General features: G+C 71.8%; 16 protein-coding genes and 1 pseudogene. 10 read left to right on the top strand and 7 right to left on the bottom strand.

What is annotated here, in order from left to right; translation table 11 throughout:
- The first annotated feature begins 58 nt into the window (after positions 1 to 58).
- Positions 59 to 847, top strand: a complete 789-nt coding sequence (locus ABD126_RS14220; RefSeq protein ID WP_343934275.1) for a maleylpyruvate isomerase family mycothiol-dependent enzyme — start codon at positions 59 to 61, stop codon at positions 845 to 847.
- A 104-nt stretch (positions 848 to 951) separates the two neighbouring features.
- On the opposite strand, the pseudogene ABD126_RS14215 reads toward ABD126_RS14220, so the two are convergent.
- Positions 952 to 1,887, bottom strand: a pseudogene (locus tag ABD126_RS14215) (acyltransferase family protein); the annotation flags it as partial.
- Positions 1,888 to 2,008: 121 nt separating this feature from the next.
- Here ABD126_RS14215 and ABD126_RS14210 point away from each other — a divergent pair.
- Complete coding sequence (locus tag ABD126_RS14210; RefSeq protein WP_425542808.1) at positions 2,009 to 2,692, top strand: MBL fold metallo-hydrolase; 684 nt, start codon at positions 2,009 to 2,011, stop codon at positions 2,690 to 2,692.
- A gap of 84 nt (positions 2,693 to 2,776) precedes the next feature.
- Here ABD126_RS14210 and ABD126_RS14205 read toward each other — a convergent pair whose 3' ends face one another.
- Together ABD126_RS14205 and ABD126_RS14200 are read right to left on the bottom strand one after the other, a co-directional pair.
- Positions 2,777 to 3,052, bottom strand: a complete 276-nt coding sequence (locus ABD126_RS14205; protein WP_343934273.1) for a DUF7336 domain-containing protein — start codon at positions 3,050 to 3,052, stop codon at positions 2,777 to 2,779.
- Positions 3,053 to 3,067: 15 nt separating this feature from the next.
- Positions 3,068 to 3,838, bottom strand: a complete 771-nt coding sequence (locus tag ABD126_RS14200; protein WP_343934272.1) for a class I SAM-dependent methyltransferase — start codon at positions 3,836 to 3,838, stop codon at positions 3,068 to 3,070.
- On the opposite strand from ABD126_RS14200, the gene ABD126_RS14195 reads away from it, so the two are divergent.
- The 3 genes from ABD126_RS14195 to rnhA all read left to right on the top strand — a co-directional run bounded on the left by ABD126_RS14195 (position 3,837) and on the right by rnhA (position 6,669).
- Positions 3,837 to 4,229: a DUF1801 domain-containing protein gene (locus ABD126_RS14195; RefSeq protein ID WP_343934271.1), complete on the top strand. Its 393-nt coding sequence runs from the start codon at positions 3,837 to 3,839 to the stop codon at positions 4,227 to 4,229. The genes ABD126_RS14200 and ABD126_RS14195 overlap by 2 nt on opposite strands.
- A 75-nt stretch (positions 4,230 to 4,304) precedes the next feature.
- A complete protein-coding gene (locus ABD126_RS14190; protein ID WP_343934269.1) occupies positions 4,305 to 6,203 on the top strand; it encodes a UvrD-helicase domain-containing protein in 1,899 nt (632 codons plus the stop codon).
- 13 nt (positions 6,204 to 6,216) lie between these two features.
- Entirely contained in the window at positions 6,217 to 6,669 is a 453-nt protein-coding gene (rnhA, locus tag ABD126_RS14185; protein WP_343934268.1) for a ribonuclease HI, read from the top strand.
- Here rnhA and ABD126_RS14180 read toward each other — a convergent pair whose 3' ends face one another.
- Entirely contained in the window at positions 6,670 to 7,272 is a 603-nt protein-coding gene (locus ABD126_RS14180; RefSeq protein ID WP_343934267.1) for a TetR/AcrR family transcriptional regulator, read from the bottom strand.
- Positions 7,273 to 7,338: 66 nt separating this feature from the next.
- Between ABD126_RS14180 and ABD126_RS14175 the strand changes: the two genes are divergently transcribed.
- Both ABD126_RS14175 and ABD126_RS14170 read left to right on the top strand, forming a co-directional pair.
- On the top strand, positions 7,339 to 8,502 hold the full coding sequence (locus ABD126_RS14175) for an FAD-dependent oxidoreductase (protein WP_343934266.1): 1,164 nt from the start codon (positions 7,339 to 7,341) through the stop codon (positions 8,500 to 8,502).
- Between the two features lie 82 nt (positions 8,503 to 8,584).
- Positions 8,585 to 9,451, top strand: coding sequence for a hypothetical protein (locus tag ABD126_RS14170; RefSeq protein WP_343934265.1), 867 nt, complete (start codon positions 8,585 to 8,587; stop codon positions 9,449 to 9,451).
- A 47-nt stretch (positions 9,452 to 9,498) separates the two neighbouring features.
- On the opposite strand, the gene ABD126_RS14165 is transcribed toward ABD126_RS14170, so the two are convergent.
- Genes ABD126_RS14165 through ABD126_RS14155 form a run of 3 tightly spaced genes read right to left on the bottom strand, consistent with a single transcriptional unit; the run spans position 9,499 to position 13,751 of the window.
- Positions 9,499 to 10,893: a GntP family permease gene (locus ABD126_RS14165; protein WP_343934264.1), complete on the bottom strand. Its 1,395-nt coding sequence runs from the start codon at positions 10,891 to 10,893 to the stop codon at positions 9,499 to 9,501.
- The gene (locus ABD126_RS14160; RefSeq protein ID WP_343934263.1) at positions 10,890 to 12,476 is read right to left on the bottom strand and encodes an N-acyl-D-amino-acid deacylase family protein; all 1,587 of its coding nucleotides are present in this window, start codon (positions 12,474 to 12,476) and stop codon (positions 10,890 to 10,892) included. Before ABD126_RS14160 ends, ABD126_RS14165 begins: the two co-directional genes overlap by 4 nt.
- A gap of 15 nt (positions 12,477 to 12,491) precedes the next feature.
- Positions 12,492 to 13,751 carry an amino acid deaminase gene (locus tag ABD126_RS14155; RefSeq protein WP_343934262.1) on the bottom strand — a complete coding sequence of 420 codons (1,260 nt, stop codon included), beginning with the start codon at positions 13,749 to 13,751 and terminating at the stop codon, positions 12,492 to 12,494.
- 108 nt (positions 13,752 to 13,859) lie between these two features.
- On the opposite strand from ABD126_RS14155, the gene ABD126_RS14150 reads away from it, so the two are divergent.
- From ABD126_RS14150 to ABD126_RS14140, 3 genes are read left to right on the top strand one after another with little or no spacing between them, the layout of a single operon-like run.
- Positions 13,860 to 14,825 (top strand): sugar kinase, encoded by a 966-nt coding sequence (locus ABD126_RS14150; protein WP_343934261.1) that lies wholly within the window; start codon positions 13,860 to 13,862, stop codon positions 14,823 to 14,825.
- Entirely contained in the window at positions 14,825 to 15,574 is a 750-nt protein-coding gene (locus ABD126_RS14145; protein WP_343934260.1) for an IclR family transcriptional regulator, read from the top strand. Before ABD126_RS14150 ends, ABD126_RS14145 begins: the two co-directional genes overlap by 1 nt.
- Positions 15,575 to 15,587: 13 nt before the next feature.
- Positions 15,588 to 15,971: a RidA family protein gene (locus ABD126_RS14140; RefSeq protein ID WP_343934259.1), complete on the top strand. Its 384-nt coding sequence runs from the start codon at positions 15,588 to 15,590 to the stop codon at positions 15,969 to 15,971.
- Positions 15,972 to 15,988 lie beyond the last annotated feature (17 nt).

The raw sequence follows: 15,988 nt of genomic DNA, 5'->3' as shown, positions 1-15,988 counted from the left end.
TCGCCCCTACGCTGGGACGATAGGCCATTCGGCCGCAGACGCCGGGGATGAGGTGCCCATGAGCTTCGCTGATGCCGCCCAGGTCCGATCCGCCGAGACGAGCGTACCCGCGCCGCGGGAGCAGTCGGCCGCCGCGCAGGACGCCGTCGCGGGCCTCGCCGAGGTCGAGCGGGCGACCGAGGCCCTCTACGAGGCTGTCGACGCCCTTGACCACGTGCTTCTGCGCGGACCGAGCCTGCTGCCGGGCTGGAGCCGGGCGCACGTCGTGACGCATCTCGCACGCAACGCGGACGCGTTGGTGAACCTGCTGACGTGGGCGAAGACCGGCGTCGAGCACCCCATGTACCTGAGTTGGGCGGACCGCGACGCCGACATCGTCGAGGGCGCCGCCCGCCAGCCGCAGCTGCTGCGCGCCGACCTGGACGCGGCGTGCCAGCGGTTCGCCGCCGCCGCCCGCGACCTGCCCCCGACCGCGTGGGAGGCGGAGGTCGTGCACCCGGTCACGGGGGTGTTCCTGGCCCACCGGGTGCCGTGGCTGCGGCTGCGCGAGGTGTGGTTGCACCTGGTCGACCTGGACGCGGGCGTCGGGTTCGGCGACCTGCCCGAGCACCTGCTGGAGGCGTTCGTGGACGACGCGGTCGGCCAGTTCGCCGACCGCGCCGACGTCCCCGACGTGCGCGTGGACGTGACCCTGCCCGACGGCCGTCAGCGCAGCTGGGAGCTGACCGCGAGCAGCGGTTCGATCGAGGTCAGCGGGTCCGCGGCGGACGTGCTGGCGTGGCTGACCGGCCGCCAGAGCGGCGCGCCGCTCGACGGCGCCGCGCCCGCGCTGCCCAGGTGGCTCTGAGCGGAGTGCAGGCGGGCGGCCAGCACCAGCCGCACCACGACCGGCCGGTGGCTCGCGGTCAGGGCCTTGAACGCGGGCTTCTCCACGAACCTGGTCAACAGCCAGCCGAGGAGGACGGCCGTGCCGAGGAACGTCGCGAGTTCCACGGCGGGTCCGAACCGGGCGACCCCGGCCATGGCGACGTACCCGATCTCCTGGTGCACCAGGTAGACGCCGTAGGAGATGCCGGCGAGCCACTTGACGGGCCGGCGCAGGAACCGGACGGGACCGATGTCCCAGTCCGGTCCCTTGGCGCACGCGGCCACGCCCACTAGAAGGACGCCCAACGCGACCGTGGACGCGATGTCCGCGGTGTGCACGGCCTGCGCCGTGAGGGCGGCGAGCAGCAACGCCGTGAGGTGCCGTGAGCCGAGCCGGCCCTTGGACCACAGCCACAGGCTCACACCCGCGGCGAACAGTTGACCGCGGTGCATGCCGAACCCGTCGTAGAGGGTGCGGACGGCACCGGGTTCGACGGTCCAGACGCGCAGCACGAGCGGCGCCGCGACCAACGCCCAGAGCAGGGCTTTCAACGCCCGGCCGCGGACGCGCGAAGCGAGCAGCGCGCCCGCGACGAACCCCGTGACCTGGACGGGGAGGGTCCAGTACGAGAAGTCGACCAGGCGGGCGTCGGGGAACCAGTTCTGGAGCATGAGGGCGTTGACCACGAGGTCGCGCGGTTCGAGTTGGCTCCAGCCCTCGGGCGCGACGCGGGTCAGGACGGCGTACGTGCAGACCGCCGCGACCACGTAGGCGGGGACCAGGCGGGCGAGGCGGTTGCGCAGGAAGCGCGCGGGTTGCCCCTTCGCGAGGGAGGCGCAGGCGAAGAAGGCGGAGATGACGACGAGCGTGCTGGCGCCCATCTCCAGGGAGACGGTGAACAGGGGCGGGCTGAGTTCGGGGTGGACGGCCGGGCCGGCGTGGGTGGCGTGCTGGAGCAGGACAGCCGCCACGGCCAGGATGCGCAGGACGTCCCAGTTGATCCGGCGAGGAGGAGGCACGAGGCTGAGTTACCCAGTTCGGTGCGTAATCAAATTACATCGTCTTGACTGGCGTGATCGTTACTAAGCCTATTGGAGCAACCTGTACGCGTCCTGAAGGGTGCCCCGTGGACTAACGTCGATGCACGTGGACGTACTTGAGGACTACACGGGACACGTCACCCCGAACGGCCCCGCCACCCGCCGCACGCTGGGCGACCTGACGATCACCAAGATCAGCGTGGGCCCGATGGACAACAACGCCTACCTGCTGGTGTGCCGAGCGACCAACGAGGCGCTGCTGATCGACGCGGCAGCCGACCCGACCCGCATCTCGGACCTGGTGGGCCACTCCACGGAACGCCCACGCCTGAAGACGATCGTGACGACCCATCGCCACCAGGACCACTGGGGCGCCCTCGGTGCCGTGGCGGGCGCGAACGGCTCCAACACGGTGGCGCATGAGTTGGACGCTTCGGTGCTGCCGATCCCGCCGGACCAGCTGGTGACGCATGGCGACACCGTGATGGTCGGCCAGGTGCCCCTGTCGGTGATCCACTTGCGCGGCCACACGCCGGGCTCGATCGCCCTGCTGTACCGGTCGCCGGTGGACGGTGCCCACCTGTTCACCGGCGACTCGCTCTTTCCTGGTGGGGTGGGGAAGACGACGTCGCCGGAGGACTTCACGTCGCTGTTCACCGACGTGAAGGAACGGGTGTTCGACGTCCTACCGGACGACACGTGGTTCTACCCGGGCCACGGCGACGACTCGACGTTGGGCCGCGAACGCCCACACCTGGAGGAGTGGCGCACCCGCGGTTGGTGAAATGGACGCGATCCGGGGCTGCTCAACCTTGTCGGGCAGCCCCGGCGACAAGGCGCGGAACCACGAGGCCAACGTGGGTGGGCGCTAGTGGACGATGGTGATGAAGCCTTCCTCCCACCGGTCCTCGTCCACCGCGTACCGGGAGATGTGGAAGCAGTCCGGCTCTTCGGCGAACCCCGGCGTCTTCCTCGCCCGCTCGATGCGCTCGCGGGCGCGTTGCTCCGTCGAGTACACGCCCAGCACCTTCACGTCGTCGCCGTCCTCCTCGTCCCAGACCAGCTCGCCGTCGTCACCGAAGTGGTCGGCCGTGCCGTCCGGGTACCGGGCGTGGCGGACGTGCCAAAGCAGGAAGACTTCCACTCTGCGACCCCTTGGTCAGGCGGTCACGGTGAAGAGGGTGTAGCCGTACGTCAGTTCGTGGCGGTTGGGGTGGGCCGTCAGCCACTGGTCCACCACGTCCGACGGGAACTCGATGCGCAGCACGGACTCCAGTTCCGCCGCGTCACGGCAGCGCCACGACGACATCACCTCGGTGCGGCGGGCGGCGTGCCGGCGCCACCACTCGTCGGTCGTGTCGGCCGTGCCCTGCGCCGTCGCCCACGCGGAGCGGCTCAGCAGTGCGCCGAACTCGCCGTGGCGCCAGTCGTTGTCGATCACGACCAGCCGCCCGCCCGGCTTGAGCACCCGCAGGACCTCGCGCAGGCCCGGTTCGCAGTCGGGTGGGAAGAAGTAGGCGAAGCGGGCGTGGACGACGTCCACCGAGCCGTCTTCCAGCGGGAGGTGTTCGGCGGAGCCGGCCAGGACCGGGGTGGTGACCCGGGCGGCGGCTCGGGCGCGCAGGTCGGGATCGGGTTCCACGCCGATGACCGCGGTCCCGGGGTCGGCGGCGTAGCGGGGGAGCCAGAAGCCGGTGCCGCAGCCCAGGTCCACGATCGTGCGGCCCGCCCAGTCGGCTTCGGCGCGCAGCGCCCGCCACAGCACGCCGGTCGGGTCGATCGCCTCGTTCTCTTGTTCGTACACGTCCGGGTGATCGGCGATGTTCGGCGCGCGGGCGAAGTCGGGGAACACGAGCGCGGATTCTCGTCCGATCGTGTCGAAATCCGCGACCGGGTTTCTACTCGTCCACGAGAGAAGGGAGCGGGCCATGACCGATCCGCGGGTGGACGACTACATCGACGCCCTGCCCGAGTGGCAGCGGGACATCTGCCGTCGCGTGCGCGCACTGGTGCACGAGGCGGACCCCGACATCGAGGAGACGATCAAGTTCACCAACCGCCCGTACTTCGTCCTCCAGGGCAACGTCTGCGCCCTGCTCGCGACGAAGGACCACGTCAACGTCTTCCTGTACGACGGCGCGATCGTCCCCGACCCGCACGGCATCATCACCGCGGGCCACGACAACAAGACCGGCCGCATGATCTCGATCTACCGCGACGACCCGATCAACGCCCCGGCCCTGGTCGAGTTGCTGCGCCACATCATCGCCAACAACCGCGCCGGCGGGTGGCGGAAGATCAAGAAGGCGGCATCCGGGTGATCGGCCCCTGATCCACGACCCGGTGACACCGCACCTGGCTATCGTCGTCACACAACGTGACGGCACGGAGGTCCGGTGGCACTCAGCGCGCACGCGTGGCGGCAGGCCCAGCGGCAGGCGGGCGACCTGGTCGGGCGGGCGTGGCCGGGGGCCGACCCGGCGGTGCGCCGGATCATCGGCGCCGTCGTCGCGCACACCGCGGACGGCCGGCGCGTGCTCGCCCGCCGCGACCTCGCGCGGCGGGACCGGGCGGACCTGTTCCTGATCGGGGCCAACGGTGTCACCGCCGTCGTGGTCGGCTCGTTGGACGACGGGCCCGCCGCGGTGAGACACGCCGAGGAGGCGTGCGCGGGCATCCGTGGGCCGCAGGGGCAGGTGCTGGCGGGCAGCGCCATCCACTACGCCGTGCTCGGCGGCCACGCGCCCGACCCGTTCCGGCGGCTGACCGAAGCCGAGGTGCCGCTGCTGTTCCGCCGCGACAACGCCCACCTCACCCGCGCCCAGGTCGACGCCATCACCGCCCGCCTCGCGCCCCGCCTCACCGGCTACGCCGAGCTGGGCGTCAAGGCGACCGCGAGCGCACCGGAAGAACGCGGGCTGCTGGACGTCGCCGACGTGGCCGAGGACCAGCTCACCGCCGCCCGGCAACGGCCGTTCGAGTCGTGGCAGACGTTCCTGCACCCGCACCAGCAAGCCCTGGTGACCCGCCGCTACAACGGCCCGGCGCGGATCAGCGGCCCGGCCGGCACCGGCAAGACCGTGGTCGCGCTGCACCGCCTGCGCCACCTCGCCCGCCGCACCACCGGCCCGCTGCTGTTCACCACCTTCGTCCGCACCCTGCCCGCGGTGCACCGGGCCACCTTCGCCCGGTTCGCGCCCGAACTGGCCGACCGCGTCGAGTTCACCAACCTGCACTCGTGGGCCCGCGACCTGCTCGACGCGCGCGGCCGGCCGCTGCCGGTCGACGCACGCGCCGCCGCCACCCAGTTCAACCGCGCGTGGACCGTGCACCGCGACGACCTGGCGGACCTGGAACCCAACCCCGCCTACTGGCACACCGAGATCGACCGCGTGATCAAGGGACGCGGGCTGAGCGCGCTGGAGGAGTACCTCGCCGTGGTCCGCAAGGGCCGCCGGGTGCGGCTGGACGCGGGCCAGAAGGCGAAGGTCTGGCGGCTCTACGAGACCTACCAGGAGTACCTGCGTCAACGCGGCGTCCACGACCACAACGACCTGGTGGCCGCCGCCTTGGACGAGGTGCGGGCCGACGGGCCGCGGTACGCGGCGGTCGTCGTGGACGAGGTCCAGGACATCCCGCTGAACGGCCTGCGCCTGCTGCGCGAACTGGCGGGCGACGTCCCGGACGGGTTGCTGCTGGTCGGCGACGGGCAGCAACAGGTCTACACCGGCGGCTGGCGGCTGTCCGACGCGGGCATCCCCGTGCAGGGTCGGGGCGAGGTGCTGCGGGTCAACTACCGCAACCGCGAGCGGGTGCTGGACTTCGCCCGCGGGTTCGACGCCGACAACGCGGTGGACGACCTGGACGGCGCGGCCGGCGTCACCCTGCGGGACGCGGAGGTCGCGGCGCCCGGCGGCGAGGCGAAGCGGTGGCGCGGCACCTGGGCGGAACTCGACGAGGCGCTGGCCAAGGCGGTCCGCGAGTTGCCCGTGCCGCTGGGCCAGGCCGCGCTGATCACGTTCTCGAACACCGCCGCCCACCGGTGCGCGGGCCTGCTCAAGGCGGCGGGCGTCCCGGTGTGCGCGCTGGAGGACTTCGCCGGCGAGCCGGACGACCGCCTGAAGGTCGGCACCGTGCACCGCGCGAAGGGCCTGGACTTCCAGGGCGTGCTGGTGGTGGAGGTGACCAGGGCGGGCGCCGCGCCCGCCGAGCAGGCCGAACTGCTCGCGCGCCAACGCCTGGTCGCGGCGACCCGGGCGCGCGACCACCTGTGGTGGGCCGAGGTGGCCGAGTAGGTATCTTGCCCGGGTGGGTGAGGGCGTGGTCGAGATCTACACCGACGGGGCGTGCAGCGGGAACCCCGGTCCCGGTGGGTGGGGTGCCGTGTTGCGGTACGGGCAGCACGAGAAGGACCTGCACGGCGGCGACGCCGGGCCCACCACCAACAACCGGATGGAGCTCATGGCCCCGATCCGGGCGTTGGAGAGCCTGACCAGGCCGTCGGTCGTGCGGATCTACACCGACAGCACCTACGTGCGCAACGGCGTGACGTCGTGGATGGCCAAGTGGAAGCGCAACGGCTGGCAGACCGCCGCCAAGCAGCCCGTCAAGAACGCCGACCTGTGGCGCCGGCTGGACGAGGCCGCCGCACCGCACCAGGTCGAGTGGCACTGGGTGAAGGGCCACGCCGGGCACGTGGACAACGAGCGCGCCGACCGGTTGGCCGTGCTCGGTGTGCAGGAGGCGCGGTCCGGGGGCTGATCAGCCCAGGTGGCCGATGAGCCGGGCCAGCTGCTCCGCGTAGTGCTCGGTGAACTCCGGTGACGCCGGGTCCCGCCCGGTGATCCGCCGGGCCATCTGCGGCATGAAGATGGTCGCGCTCGCCGCCGCCGTCATGGCCAGCAGGAACGCGGCCGGGTCGAGGTCCGCCGGGATCTCGCCTTCGGCCTGGCGTCGCCGCACGTCCTCGACCTGGGCCCGGAAGTGCTCCGTCTCGCCCTGGTCGGGCGGGGAGTCGTCCTCCGTCACGTTCGTCCACACCAGCAGCCGCGCCCAGTCCCGGTGGGTGGCGGTGCTCAGGGCGAAGCGGCGCACGACCTCGGCGAGCGGCCCCTCGCGCAGCACGTCGGCGTGCCGGAGCCAGCGGCCGGTGATCTCCTTGAACAGGCCTTCCTTGCCGCCGAAGTAGTACGAGATCAGCTGCTTGTTCACGCCCGCGCGCTCGGCGATGGCGCTGACCCTGGTCGCGGCGAAGCCCTTCGCGCCGAACTCGGCCACCGCCGCCTCGACGATGCGCGCCTTCGTGCGCTCGGGGTCGCGCTTGCGGTCGTCCGGGTCGGGGGAGCGGCGGGGCACGGTCGTCACGGTAGCCGATCACCGTTTTCATCTGTCGGGTTGACTTAATCATCCAACTGGATGATAGTGGGCCGCATGAGCATCCACGTAGCGGTGATCGGTGGCGGTGTCGGCGGGTTGTGCCTGGCCCAGGGGCTGGAGCGGGCCGGTGTCGAGATGTCGGTGCACGAGCGGGACCGCACGCCCACCGACCGCCTCCAGGGGTACCGCCTGCACATCGACCCGCACGGGTCCCGGGCGCTGCACGACTGCCTGCCGCCCCGCCTGTGGGAGCGGTTCGTCGAAACCGCCGGGTTCGCGGCCGGGTTCGGGTTCGTGGACGACCGCCTCACGCCGCTGCTGACCCTCGACCTCCCGCCGGCCCCGCCCGAGCGGGCGCACCACTCGGTCAGCCGCGTCACCCTCCGCGAGATCCTGCTCGACGGCCTCGACGTGCACTTCGACCGCCGGTTCACCCGCTACGAGCACGTGGACGGCCGGATCACCGCGCACTTCACCGACGGGTCCACCGTCCGCTGCGACGTGCTGGTCGGCGCCGACGGCGCGAACTCCGCCGTGCGCGCCCAGTACCTGCCGCACGCGCGCCGGATCGACACCGGCATCACGGCCGTGGCGGGCAAACTGCCGCTGAACGACCACACCCGCGCGTGGCTGTCGCGGCAGGTGCTGGACAACCCGCTGTCGGTCATCCCGCGCGGCGCGGCAGGCATGTTCCTCGCGCCGCACGTCCTCGACGGGGACGGCTACTTGATGTGGGCGTACGCGGCGGACGGGCTCACCACGTCCGGCGACCTCAAGGCCGTAGTGGCGCAAGCGATTGCGGACTGGCACCCGGACCTGCGGCGCATCGTGGGCGAGACGCCGGCCGAGGAGGTCGCGCACTGGCCGATCCGCACGTCCGAGCCGGTCGCGCCCTGGCAGCCGACGACCGTGACCCTGCTGGGTGACGCCATCCACAGCATGACGCCCATGCGCGGCATCGGGGCCAACACGGCGTTGCGGGACGCGCGGCTGCTGTGCCGCAACCTGGTGGAGCGTGCGCCCTTGGACGCGATCGCCGACTACGAACGGCAGATGCGGGACTACGGGTTCGCGGCGGTGAAGGCGTCGCTGCGCAGCGCCAAGCAGTTCGTGTCCGGCAACCGCGCGGGCAAGGTCGCGTTCAAGTCGGTGCTGCGGCTGTTCGACGCCGTCCCGCCGCTCAAGCGCGCCGCGTTCCGCGAGCCGAGCGTGGACTGAAATCCCGGTTGAACCGCCTGGGCCTGCCATCCGTGTTGGTGGCAGTCGGTCGCTGAAGCGCGATCATCCAAGGAGGTTCACCATGATCCGCACTCGTGCGGCCTTGTTCGGGGCGCTCGTCGGGATCGCGTTGCTGAGCGCGTGCGGCCAGGCCGCGCAACCCGGGACGGCGGTGCCGGCGGCGCGGGAAACCGTTGCCGCGCAGGCAGGCGCCAACACGCTCCAACAGGAGGTGGAGTTGGCCACGGCGGTCGTGCCCGGCCTGGGCACCGTGCTCACCGACGGAACCGGCCTCACGCTCTACCGGTTCGACAAGGACACCGCCAGTCCGTCAGTGTCCAATTGCGACGGGGACTGCGCGCAGAAGTGGCCGCCGGCCCTGGCCCAGAACGGGGAAGTCAAGCTCGCGGGCGTGGACGACAAGCTCGTCAACACGATCGAACGCGCCGACGGCACCCGTCAGATCACCGTCGGCGGCTGGCCGATGTACCGCTTCGCCCAGGACCAGGCGCCCGGTGACGCCAAGGGCCAGGGCGTCGGCGGCACGTGGTTCGTGGCCGCGCCGGACGGCAAGAAGGCGCAGCAGGCGTCGAACGGCCTCGCGTTGACCACGGCGTCCGTGGGCAAGCTCGGCACCGTGCTGACCGACAAGGACGGCATGACGCTGTACCGGTTCGACAAGGACACCGCCAAGCCGCCGACGTCGAACTGCGACGGCGACTGCGCGGTCAAGTGGCCGCCGCTGCTCGTGGAGTCGGACAACTTCGACGTGCAGGGCGTGGACAAGTCCCTGGTCGGCACGGTGACGCGCAAGGACGGCACCAAGCAGGTCACGGTCGCCGGCTGGCCGCTGTACCTGTTCGCCGAGGACAAGGTGTGCGGCGAGGCCAAGGGCCACGGCGTCGGCGGCGTCTGGTTCGCGGCCAAGCCCGACGGCTCCAAGGCCTGAGGCGGGACGCGCCTGTGCCCCCGCCGGGGCACAGGCGCTTTTCCCGGCTACACCACCAGGCTCAACAGGGCCGCCACCGCGAACCCGACCACCGACAGGATCGTCTCCAGCACGGTCCACGTCTGGAGCGTCTCCTTCACCGACAACCCGAAGTACCGCGACACGATCCAGAACCCGCCGTCGTTGACGTGCGAGGCGATGATCGACCCGGCGGCGATCGCCATGACCACCAACGCCAACTGCGGTTGCGAGTAGTTCAGGTCGCCCACGACCGGCACCACGATCCCGGTCGTCGTCACGATCGCCACCGTCGCCGAGCCCTGCGCGATCCGCATGCCGCAACTGATCACATAGGACAGTGCGATCACCGGAAGGCCCAGGTCCGACAGCTCGGTGGCCAGCACCTTGCCCACACCCGTCGCCGACAGCACCGCGCCGAAGAACCCGCCCGCGCCGACCACCAGCAGGATCATCGCCACCGGCCGCAGCGACGCCCCGGACAACTCCGTCACCTGTTGCCGCGTCATCCCGCGCCGGAACCCCAGCAGCCAGAACGCCAGCAGCACCGCGATGGTCAACGCCACGGCCGGCGTGCCGAAGAACGTGAACACCCCGTAGAGCGTGGATCCCTTGGCCAGCAGGATCGACCCGAACGTGCCGGCCAGGATCAGCACCAGCGGCACCGCGATGATCCCGAGCACCAGCGACAGCGGCGGCTCGCCCCGGCCCTCCTCGGCCCGCACCTTCTCCGCCGCCGCCAACATCTCCTCCGGCACGGGCACCACGATCCGCTTGCCCACCCACGCCGAGAAGATCACGCCACCGATGAGCCACGCCGGGATCGCCACGGCCAGCGCCATGATGATGATCCAGCCCAGCGACACCTTCAGCATCGCGGCCGCGGCGACCGGGCCCGGGTGCGGCGGCATGAACGCGTGCATCACCGACAGACCGGCCAGCAACGGCATCGCGTACAACACGATCGACCGACCGCTTCGCTTGGCCGCCACGTACACCAGCGGCGCCAACACGAAGATGCCGATGTCGAAGAAGACCGGCACACCGAAGATCAACCCGGCCAGGCCCATCGCGAGCGGCGCGCGCCTCTCCCCGAACGACCGCAGCAGCGACCGGGTCAGCACCTCCGCGCCGCCGGACGCCTCCAGGATCGCGCCGAGCAGCGTGCCCAGGCCGATGATCGCGGCGACGTGCCCGAGGATGCCGCCGAACCCGGTCTCCAGCAGCGACGTGGACGCCTTCTGCGCCGACCCGACCAGCTGCTCCACCGGCAGCCCGGCGGCCAGCGCCACCAGCAGGCCGACCACCAGCAACGCGATGAAGGGCTCCACCCTCACCTTGATGATCAGCACCAGCAGCAGGGCGATGCTCAGCGCGGACAGCGTGAGCAGCCCGCCGGTGGAATGCTGCAACCAGTCGATCATGCGCGGCTCCGGGGGTTTCGCAGGGAGTGGCCGGGCAGGGCGTCGGTGCGCCTGCCACCGTCGATCACGGGGACCCCGTTGACGACGACGTACGGGATGCCCGCGGCGGCCTGCCGGGGCTCGTCGAAGGTCGCGGTGTCCGCCACCTCGTCCGGGTCGAACAGCACCAAGTCGGCCGCGAAGCCCTCCTTGACCAGCCCCCGGTCGGCCAGGCGCAAACGCTTGGCGGCGCGTCCGGTCAGGTGGGCGACGCACTCCTCCAGGCTCAGCACGCCCAGTTCGCGCACGTAGCGCGCGAGGTAGCGGGGGAACGTGCCCCACGCGCGCGGGTGCGGCCGGGCGCCGACCAACAGGCCGTCGCTGCCGCCGGTGTGCGCGGGGTGGCGCATGATCGCCTGGACGTTCTCCTCGTGGCCGACGTGCATCAGGCAGGAGGTGCCCAGGCGTTCGGAGACGAGGGTGTCGAAGTACAGCTCCGCGGGCGGGCGGCCCGCCTCCCGGGCGGACTGCGCGACGGACTTGCCCACCAGGTGGGCGTTCTCGGCCTTGCGGACGCCGTTGATCTCGATGGCGTCCCAGTCGACCGGCACGCCGTGGCAGCCGTCCGAGCCGGTCTCCTCGATCTCGGCGCGGAGGCGTTCCCGCGTGTCCGGGTCGGCCAGGCGTTCCAGGGTCTTCTCCGGACCGCCTTCGCCGCTCCAGCTCGGCAGCAGCGCGGACAGGTAGGTCGCGCCCGGCAGGTACGGGTAGGTGTCGAGGGTGATGTCCGCGCCGGCCGCGATGGCGTCGTCCAGCAGGGCCAGCAGCTCGCCCGCGCGACCCCGGTTGACCTCGAAGTTCATCGTGGCGTGGGCGAGGTGCAGGGGGCAGCCGGACTCGCGCGAGACGTCCAACATCTCCGCGTAAGCCTCCAGCGCGCCCGCGCCGTAGCTGCGGTGGTGGGGGCTGAAGTAGCCGCCCATCTCGCCGACGACCCGGCACAGCGCCTTCAGCTCGGCGTCGTCGGCGTACATGCCGGGGGTGTAGGTGAGGCCGGCGGACATGCCGACCGCGCCCTCCGCCAGCGACCTCGCGAGGACCGCGCTCATGCGGTTGATCTCGGACTCGGTGGCGGGGCGGTCGTCGTAGCCGACGCACAGCATCCGCAGCGTGCCCTGCGGCACCAGGTAGGCGGCGTTGACGGCGATGCCCCGGTCGAGCCGGTCGAGGTACTCGCCGACCGACCGCCAGTCCCAGTCGAACCCGGCCGGGTCGTCGTTCCACCCGGCGAGCTGGGCGCGCAGGGCGGCGAGCACGTCGTCGTCCACCGGCGCGTAGGACAGGCCGTCCTGCCCGACGACCTCGGTGGTCACGCCCTGGGACACCTTGGCCAGGTGGTCGGGGTTGGCGAGCACCTGGATGTCGGAGTGGGAGTGCATGTCGATGAACCCGGGCGCGAGCACCAGCCCGGCCGCGTCCACCTCGCGCCGGCCGGAGGACCGCCCGACCTCCGCGATCCGGCCGTCCCGGACGCCCACGTCCGCCCGGTAGCCGGGCGCGCCGGTGCCGTCCACCACGAGCGCGCCCTTGAAGACGATGTCCACGCCGCCGTCCCCTCTCTAGAAGTACGTGCGCACCAGGTCGACGACGGTGGTGCCGTCGACCACCGGGAGCAGTTGCCACTTGTCGAACACCGTGCAGGGGTGGGACAGGCCGAAGCCCACCCAGTCGCCGACCTCGACCGCTTCGCCCGCGGGCAGGGCCAGGAACGTGTGCTGGTCGTTGAGCGCGGTGACCTCGCCGGTGAGCGGGCGGACGCCGGCGCGGGTGCGCAGCAGCTGCGGCTCGGGCAGGCCCTCGTCGAAGGACGCGTCCCGCTTGCCCATGGTCAGCAGCGCGAGGCCCGGTTCCGGGCGGGAGGTCACCTGGGCCCACGCCCTGAGCGCCGGGCGGAACGGCTGCTCGCCGGGCGTGCGGCCGAGCGGGGAGATGCCGCGGTAGAAGCCGTCGTCGTGGGTGATGTACGCGCCGCTGCGCAGCACCGGCCGGATCGGGAACGGCCACGGCCGCGTGAGGGTGGTGGCCACCTGGTCGAAGTACGCGCTGCCGCCGGCGGTGACGATCGGGTCGGCCACCTCGAACAGGTCGTGGATGCCGATGGCCAGCACGCGCAGGTTGTCCAGGTAGGCGTCGACGGTCGCCCGCGAGTCGTCGGTGGCGTCGTGCGCCAGCGCGCCTTCGTAGCCGCCGACGCCGACCAGGCGCAGCGCGGGGCTCTGCCGGGCGGCCTTCGCGACCTCGATGGCGGTCGGCAGGTCCCGCGCGCCGGTCCGGCCGCCCGTCGCGCCCAGCTCGACCAGCACGTCCACCGGTCGGGCGGGCGTGCCGAGGGCTTCGGTCATCCGCTCGACGCCCGCGACGGAGTCCACCCAACAGGTGAACTCGAAGTCCGGGTGCCGGGCCAGTTCGTCGGCGACCCACCGCAGGCCGGCCGGGTCCACGAGCTGGTTGGCCAGCAGGACCGTGCCGACCCCGAACGCCCGGTAGACGCGCAGCTGGCTGGTGTTGGCGGCGGTGATGCCCCACGAGCCGTGGTCGAGCTGGCGGGCGAACAGCTGCGGTGCCATGGTCGTCTTGCCGTGCGGGGCCAGCAGCACGCCGTGCTTGTCGCACCACGCGGCCATGGTCGCCAGGTTGTGCTCCAGCGCGGCGGCGTCCAGCACGACCAGCGGTCCGACGAAGCCGTCGGCGAACAGGTCCAGCCGGCGGGCCGCGACCTCGCCGACGGTCGCGCCGAACGCGCTCGCGGGCAGGCCCTTGAACCGCCAGTCGATCCGCTCGTCGCGGAGGGCGGCGACGGCGTCCCGGTCGATGTCCACGTGTCTCGCTCCTCACGTTGCATATTTCGCAACGGCTATTGCGCGATGTGATGCCGAGATGTGTAACATTCGCCTGCCGCCTCGTCAATTGACACCGGAGGACAGCGGATGCGGTTCGACCTATCGGGCGGCGTGGTGTGCCTGGGCGAGACGATGGTCGTCTTGGTGCCCGCGGAACCCGGTCCCGTGCGCTCGGCGCGCACGTGGAACCGGGCGATCGGCGGTGCCGAGTCGAACGTGGCCATCCACCTGGCGCGCTTGGGTTTGCGCAGCCGTTGGGTGTCCGCAGTGGGGGACGACGCCTTCGGTGGAGCCGTGCTCGACTACGTCGGCGGCGCAGGGGTGGACGTGTCGGACGTGCGGGTCGATCCGGCTCGGCCGACCGGGCTCTACGTGAAGGAAGCCGACCCATCGGGCAGCCACGCGCGGTACTACCGGTCCGGCTCGGCGGCTTCGGCGATGGGGCCGGAGGTCCTTGACGGGCTTGAGTTGGACGGCGTCGAGTTGGTGCACGTCAGTGGGATCACGGCGGCGCTGTCGGACAGCTGCCTCGAACTGTTGAGGGCCGTCTTGAGCGGGCCGCGCGAGCACCTGGTGTCGTTCGACCTGAACTGGCGGCCGGCGTTGTGGACCGACCGCGACCCGACCGTCCTGCTGGAGCTGGCCGACTCCGCCGACATCGTGCTGGCCGGCGCGGACGAGGCCGAGGCGGTGTGGGGGACCGGTGACCCGGAGAAGTTGCGCACCCTGCTGCCCGGCCCGTCCACCTTGGTGGTCAAGCAGGGCGCGGAGGGCGCGACGCTCGCCGAGGACGGCGCGTTCACCTACCAGGAAGCGCTGAAAGTGGACGTCGTGGAGCCCGTCGGGGCCGGTGACGGCTTCGCCGCCGGGTACCTCGCCGCGCACCTCGCGGGCCTGCCGCCGACACGCCGGTTGCGCGCCGGGCACCTCCAGGCCGCCGCCGCCCTGCTCACCAGCGAAGATGTGGGCGAACCGCTGCCGCCCGAGGTGACCGGGCCGCTGCTGTCCGCCGACCCGCCGGCGTGGGCCGCCGCGCACCTGAGGAGACTGTGATGAGTCAGAGCCTGGACCGGGCGTTGACGTTGATGGGGGAGTTGGCCAAGGGCGCCAAGACGCTCGACGAGCTGTCGGCCGTCATCGACGTGCACAAGTCCACCACGCTCCGGCTGTTGCGCACCCTGGAGTCGCACCGGTTCGTGCGCCGCGACGGCGTGCACCACTACCGCCTGGGCGCGGCGCTGTTCGACCTGGCCAACCGGGCGCTGGAGGAACGCGACGTGCGCCGCGCCGCCGAACCCGCGCTGCGCGAGCTGAACTCCAGACTCGGCTACACGGTCCACCTGGCGTCCTACGAGGGCGGCGAGGTGATCTACATCGACAAGTACGACAGCACCCACCCGATGCGCATGTACTCCCGCATCGGCCGCCGCGCCCCGCTGCACTGCACGGCCGTGGCGAAGGTCCTGCTGTCCGACCTGCCCGAGCCGCGCCGCCGCGAGGTCGCGCGGGAGATCGACTACGTGCCGCTGACCGCCAACACCATCACCACGCCCGAGGCGTACCTGGCGGAGTTGACCCGCGTCCGCGAACGCGGCTACGCCATCGACAACGCCGAGCACGAGGACTTCATCCACTGCATCGCCGCACCCATCCGGGGCGCGCGCGGCGAAGTCCTGGCCGCCGTGTCGATGTCCGTGCCCAAGGTCCTGCTCGACTTCGACGGCCTCCTGGGCCACCTGCCCGACCTGCTCGCGACCGCGCGGGCGGCGTCCCTCGAATGCGGTTACACACCGCGCGACTAACAGGAGAACACGCATGGCCAAGACCGAGATCCGCACGCCGAACGCGCCCACCCCGGTGGCGTCGTTCTCGCAGGGCGTCCGCAAGGGCGGCATCCTGCAAGTCGCGGGCCAGGTCGCGTTCGACCCCGCCACCGGCGCGATCGTCGGCGACACCGTCGCCGAGCAGACCCGCCAGGCGCTGCGCAACGTCGCCGCCGTGCTGGAGGCGGGCGGAGCGTCGATGGACGACGTCGTGATGATGCGCGTCTACCTCACCGACACCTCCCAGTTCGGCGAGATGAACGAGGTCTACAACGAGGTCGTGACGCGGCAGCCGTTCCCGGCCCGCACCACGGTCTACGTCGGCCTGCCCGCCGGCCTGCTCGTCGAGATCGACGCCCTCGCGGTCCTCGACTGACGTTTTGAGACGGGCGC

The sequence above is a fragment of the Saccharothrix mutabilis subsp. mutabilis genome (genome assembly GCF_039521145.1).
In the GTDB taxonomy this organism is placed as follows: domain Bacteria; phylum Actinomycetota; class Actinomycetes; order Mycobacteriales; family Pseudonocardiaceae; genus Actinosynnema; species Actinosynnema mutabilis.
This window is presented reverse-complemented; position numbering and strand designations above follow the sequence as displayed.

What these genes read in the sequence shown, in the direction of transcription:
- ABD126_RS14220 (WP_343934275.1), top strand. Translation starts at nt 59, where the DNA reads ATGAGCTTCGCTGATGCCGCCCAGGTCCGATCCGCCGAGACGAGCGTA.
- ABD126_RS14210 (WP_425542808.1), top strand. Translation starts at nt 2,009, where the DNA reads ATGCACGTGGACGTACTTGAGGACTACACGGGACACGTCACCCCGAAC.
- ABD126_RS14195 (WP_343934271.1), top strand. Translation starts at nt 3,837, where the DNA reads ATGACCGATCCGCGGGTGGACGACTACATCGACGCCCTGCCCGAGTGG.
- ABD126_RS14200 (WP_343934272.1), bottom strand. Translation starts at nt 3,838, where the DNA reads ATGGCCCGCTCCCTTCTCTCGTGGACGAGTAGAAACCCGGTCGCGGAT.
- ABD126_RS14175 (WP_343934266.1), top strand. Translation starts at nt 7,339, where the DNA reads ATGAGCATCCACGTAGCGGTGATCGGTGGCGGTGTCGGCGGGTTGTGC.
- ABD126_RS14170 (WP_343934265.1), top strand. Translation starts at nt 8,585, where the DNA reads ATGATCCGCACTCGTGCGGCCTTGTTCGGGGCGCTCGTCGGGATCGCG.
- ABD126_RS14165 (WP_343934264.1), bottom strand. Translation starts at nt 10,893, where the DNA reads ATGATCGACTGGTTGCAGCATTCCACCGGCGGGCTGCTCACGCTGTCC.
- ABD126_RS14150 (WP_343934261.1), top strand. Translation starts at nt 13,860, where the DNA reads ATGCGGTTCGACCTATCGGGCGGCGTGGTGTGCCTGGGCGAGACGATG.
- ABD126_RS14145 (WP_343934260.1), top strand. Translation starts at nt 14,825, where the DNA reads ATGAGTCAGAGCCTGGACCGGGCGTTGACGTTGATGGGGGAGTTGGCC.
- ABD126_RS14140 (WP_343934259.1), top strand. Translation starts at nt 15,588, where the DNA reads ATGGCCAAGACCGAGATCCGCACGCCGAACGCGCCCACCCCGGTGGCG.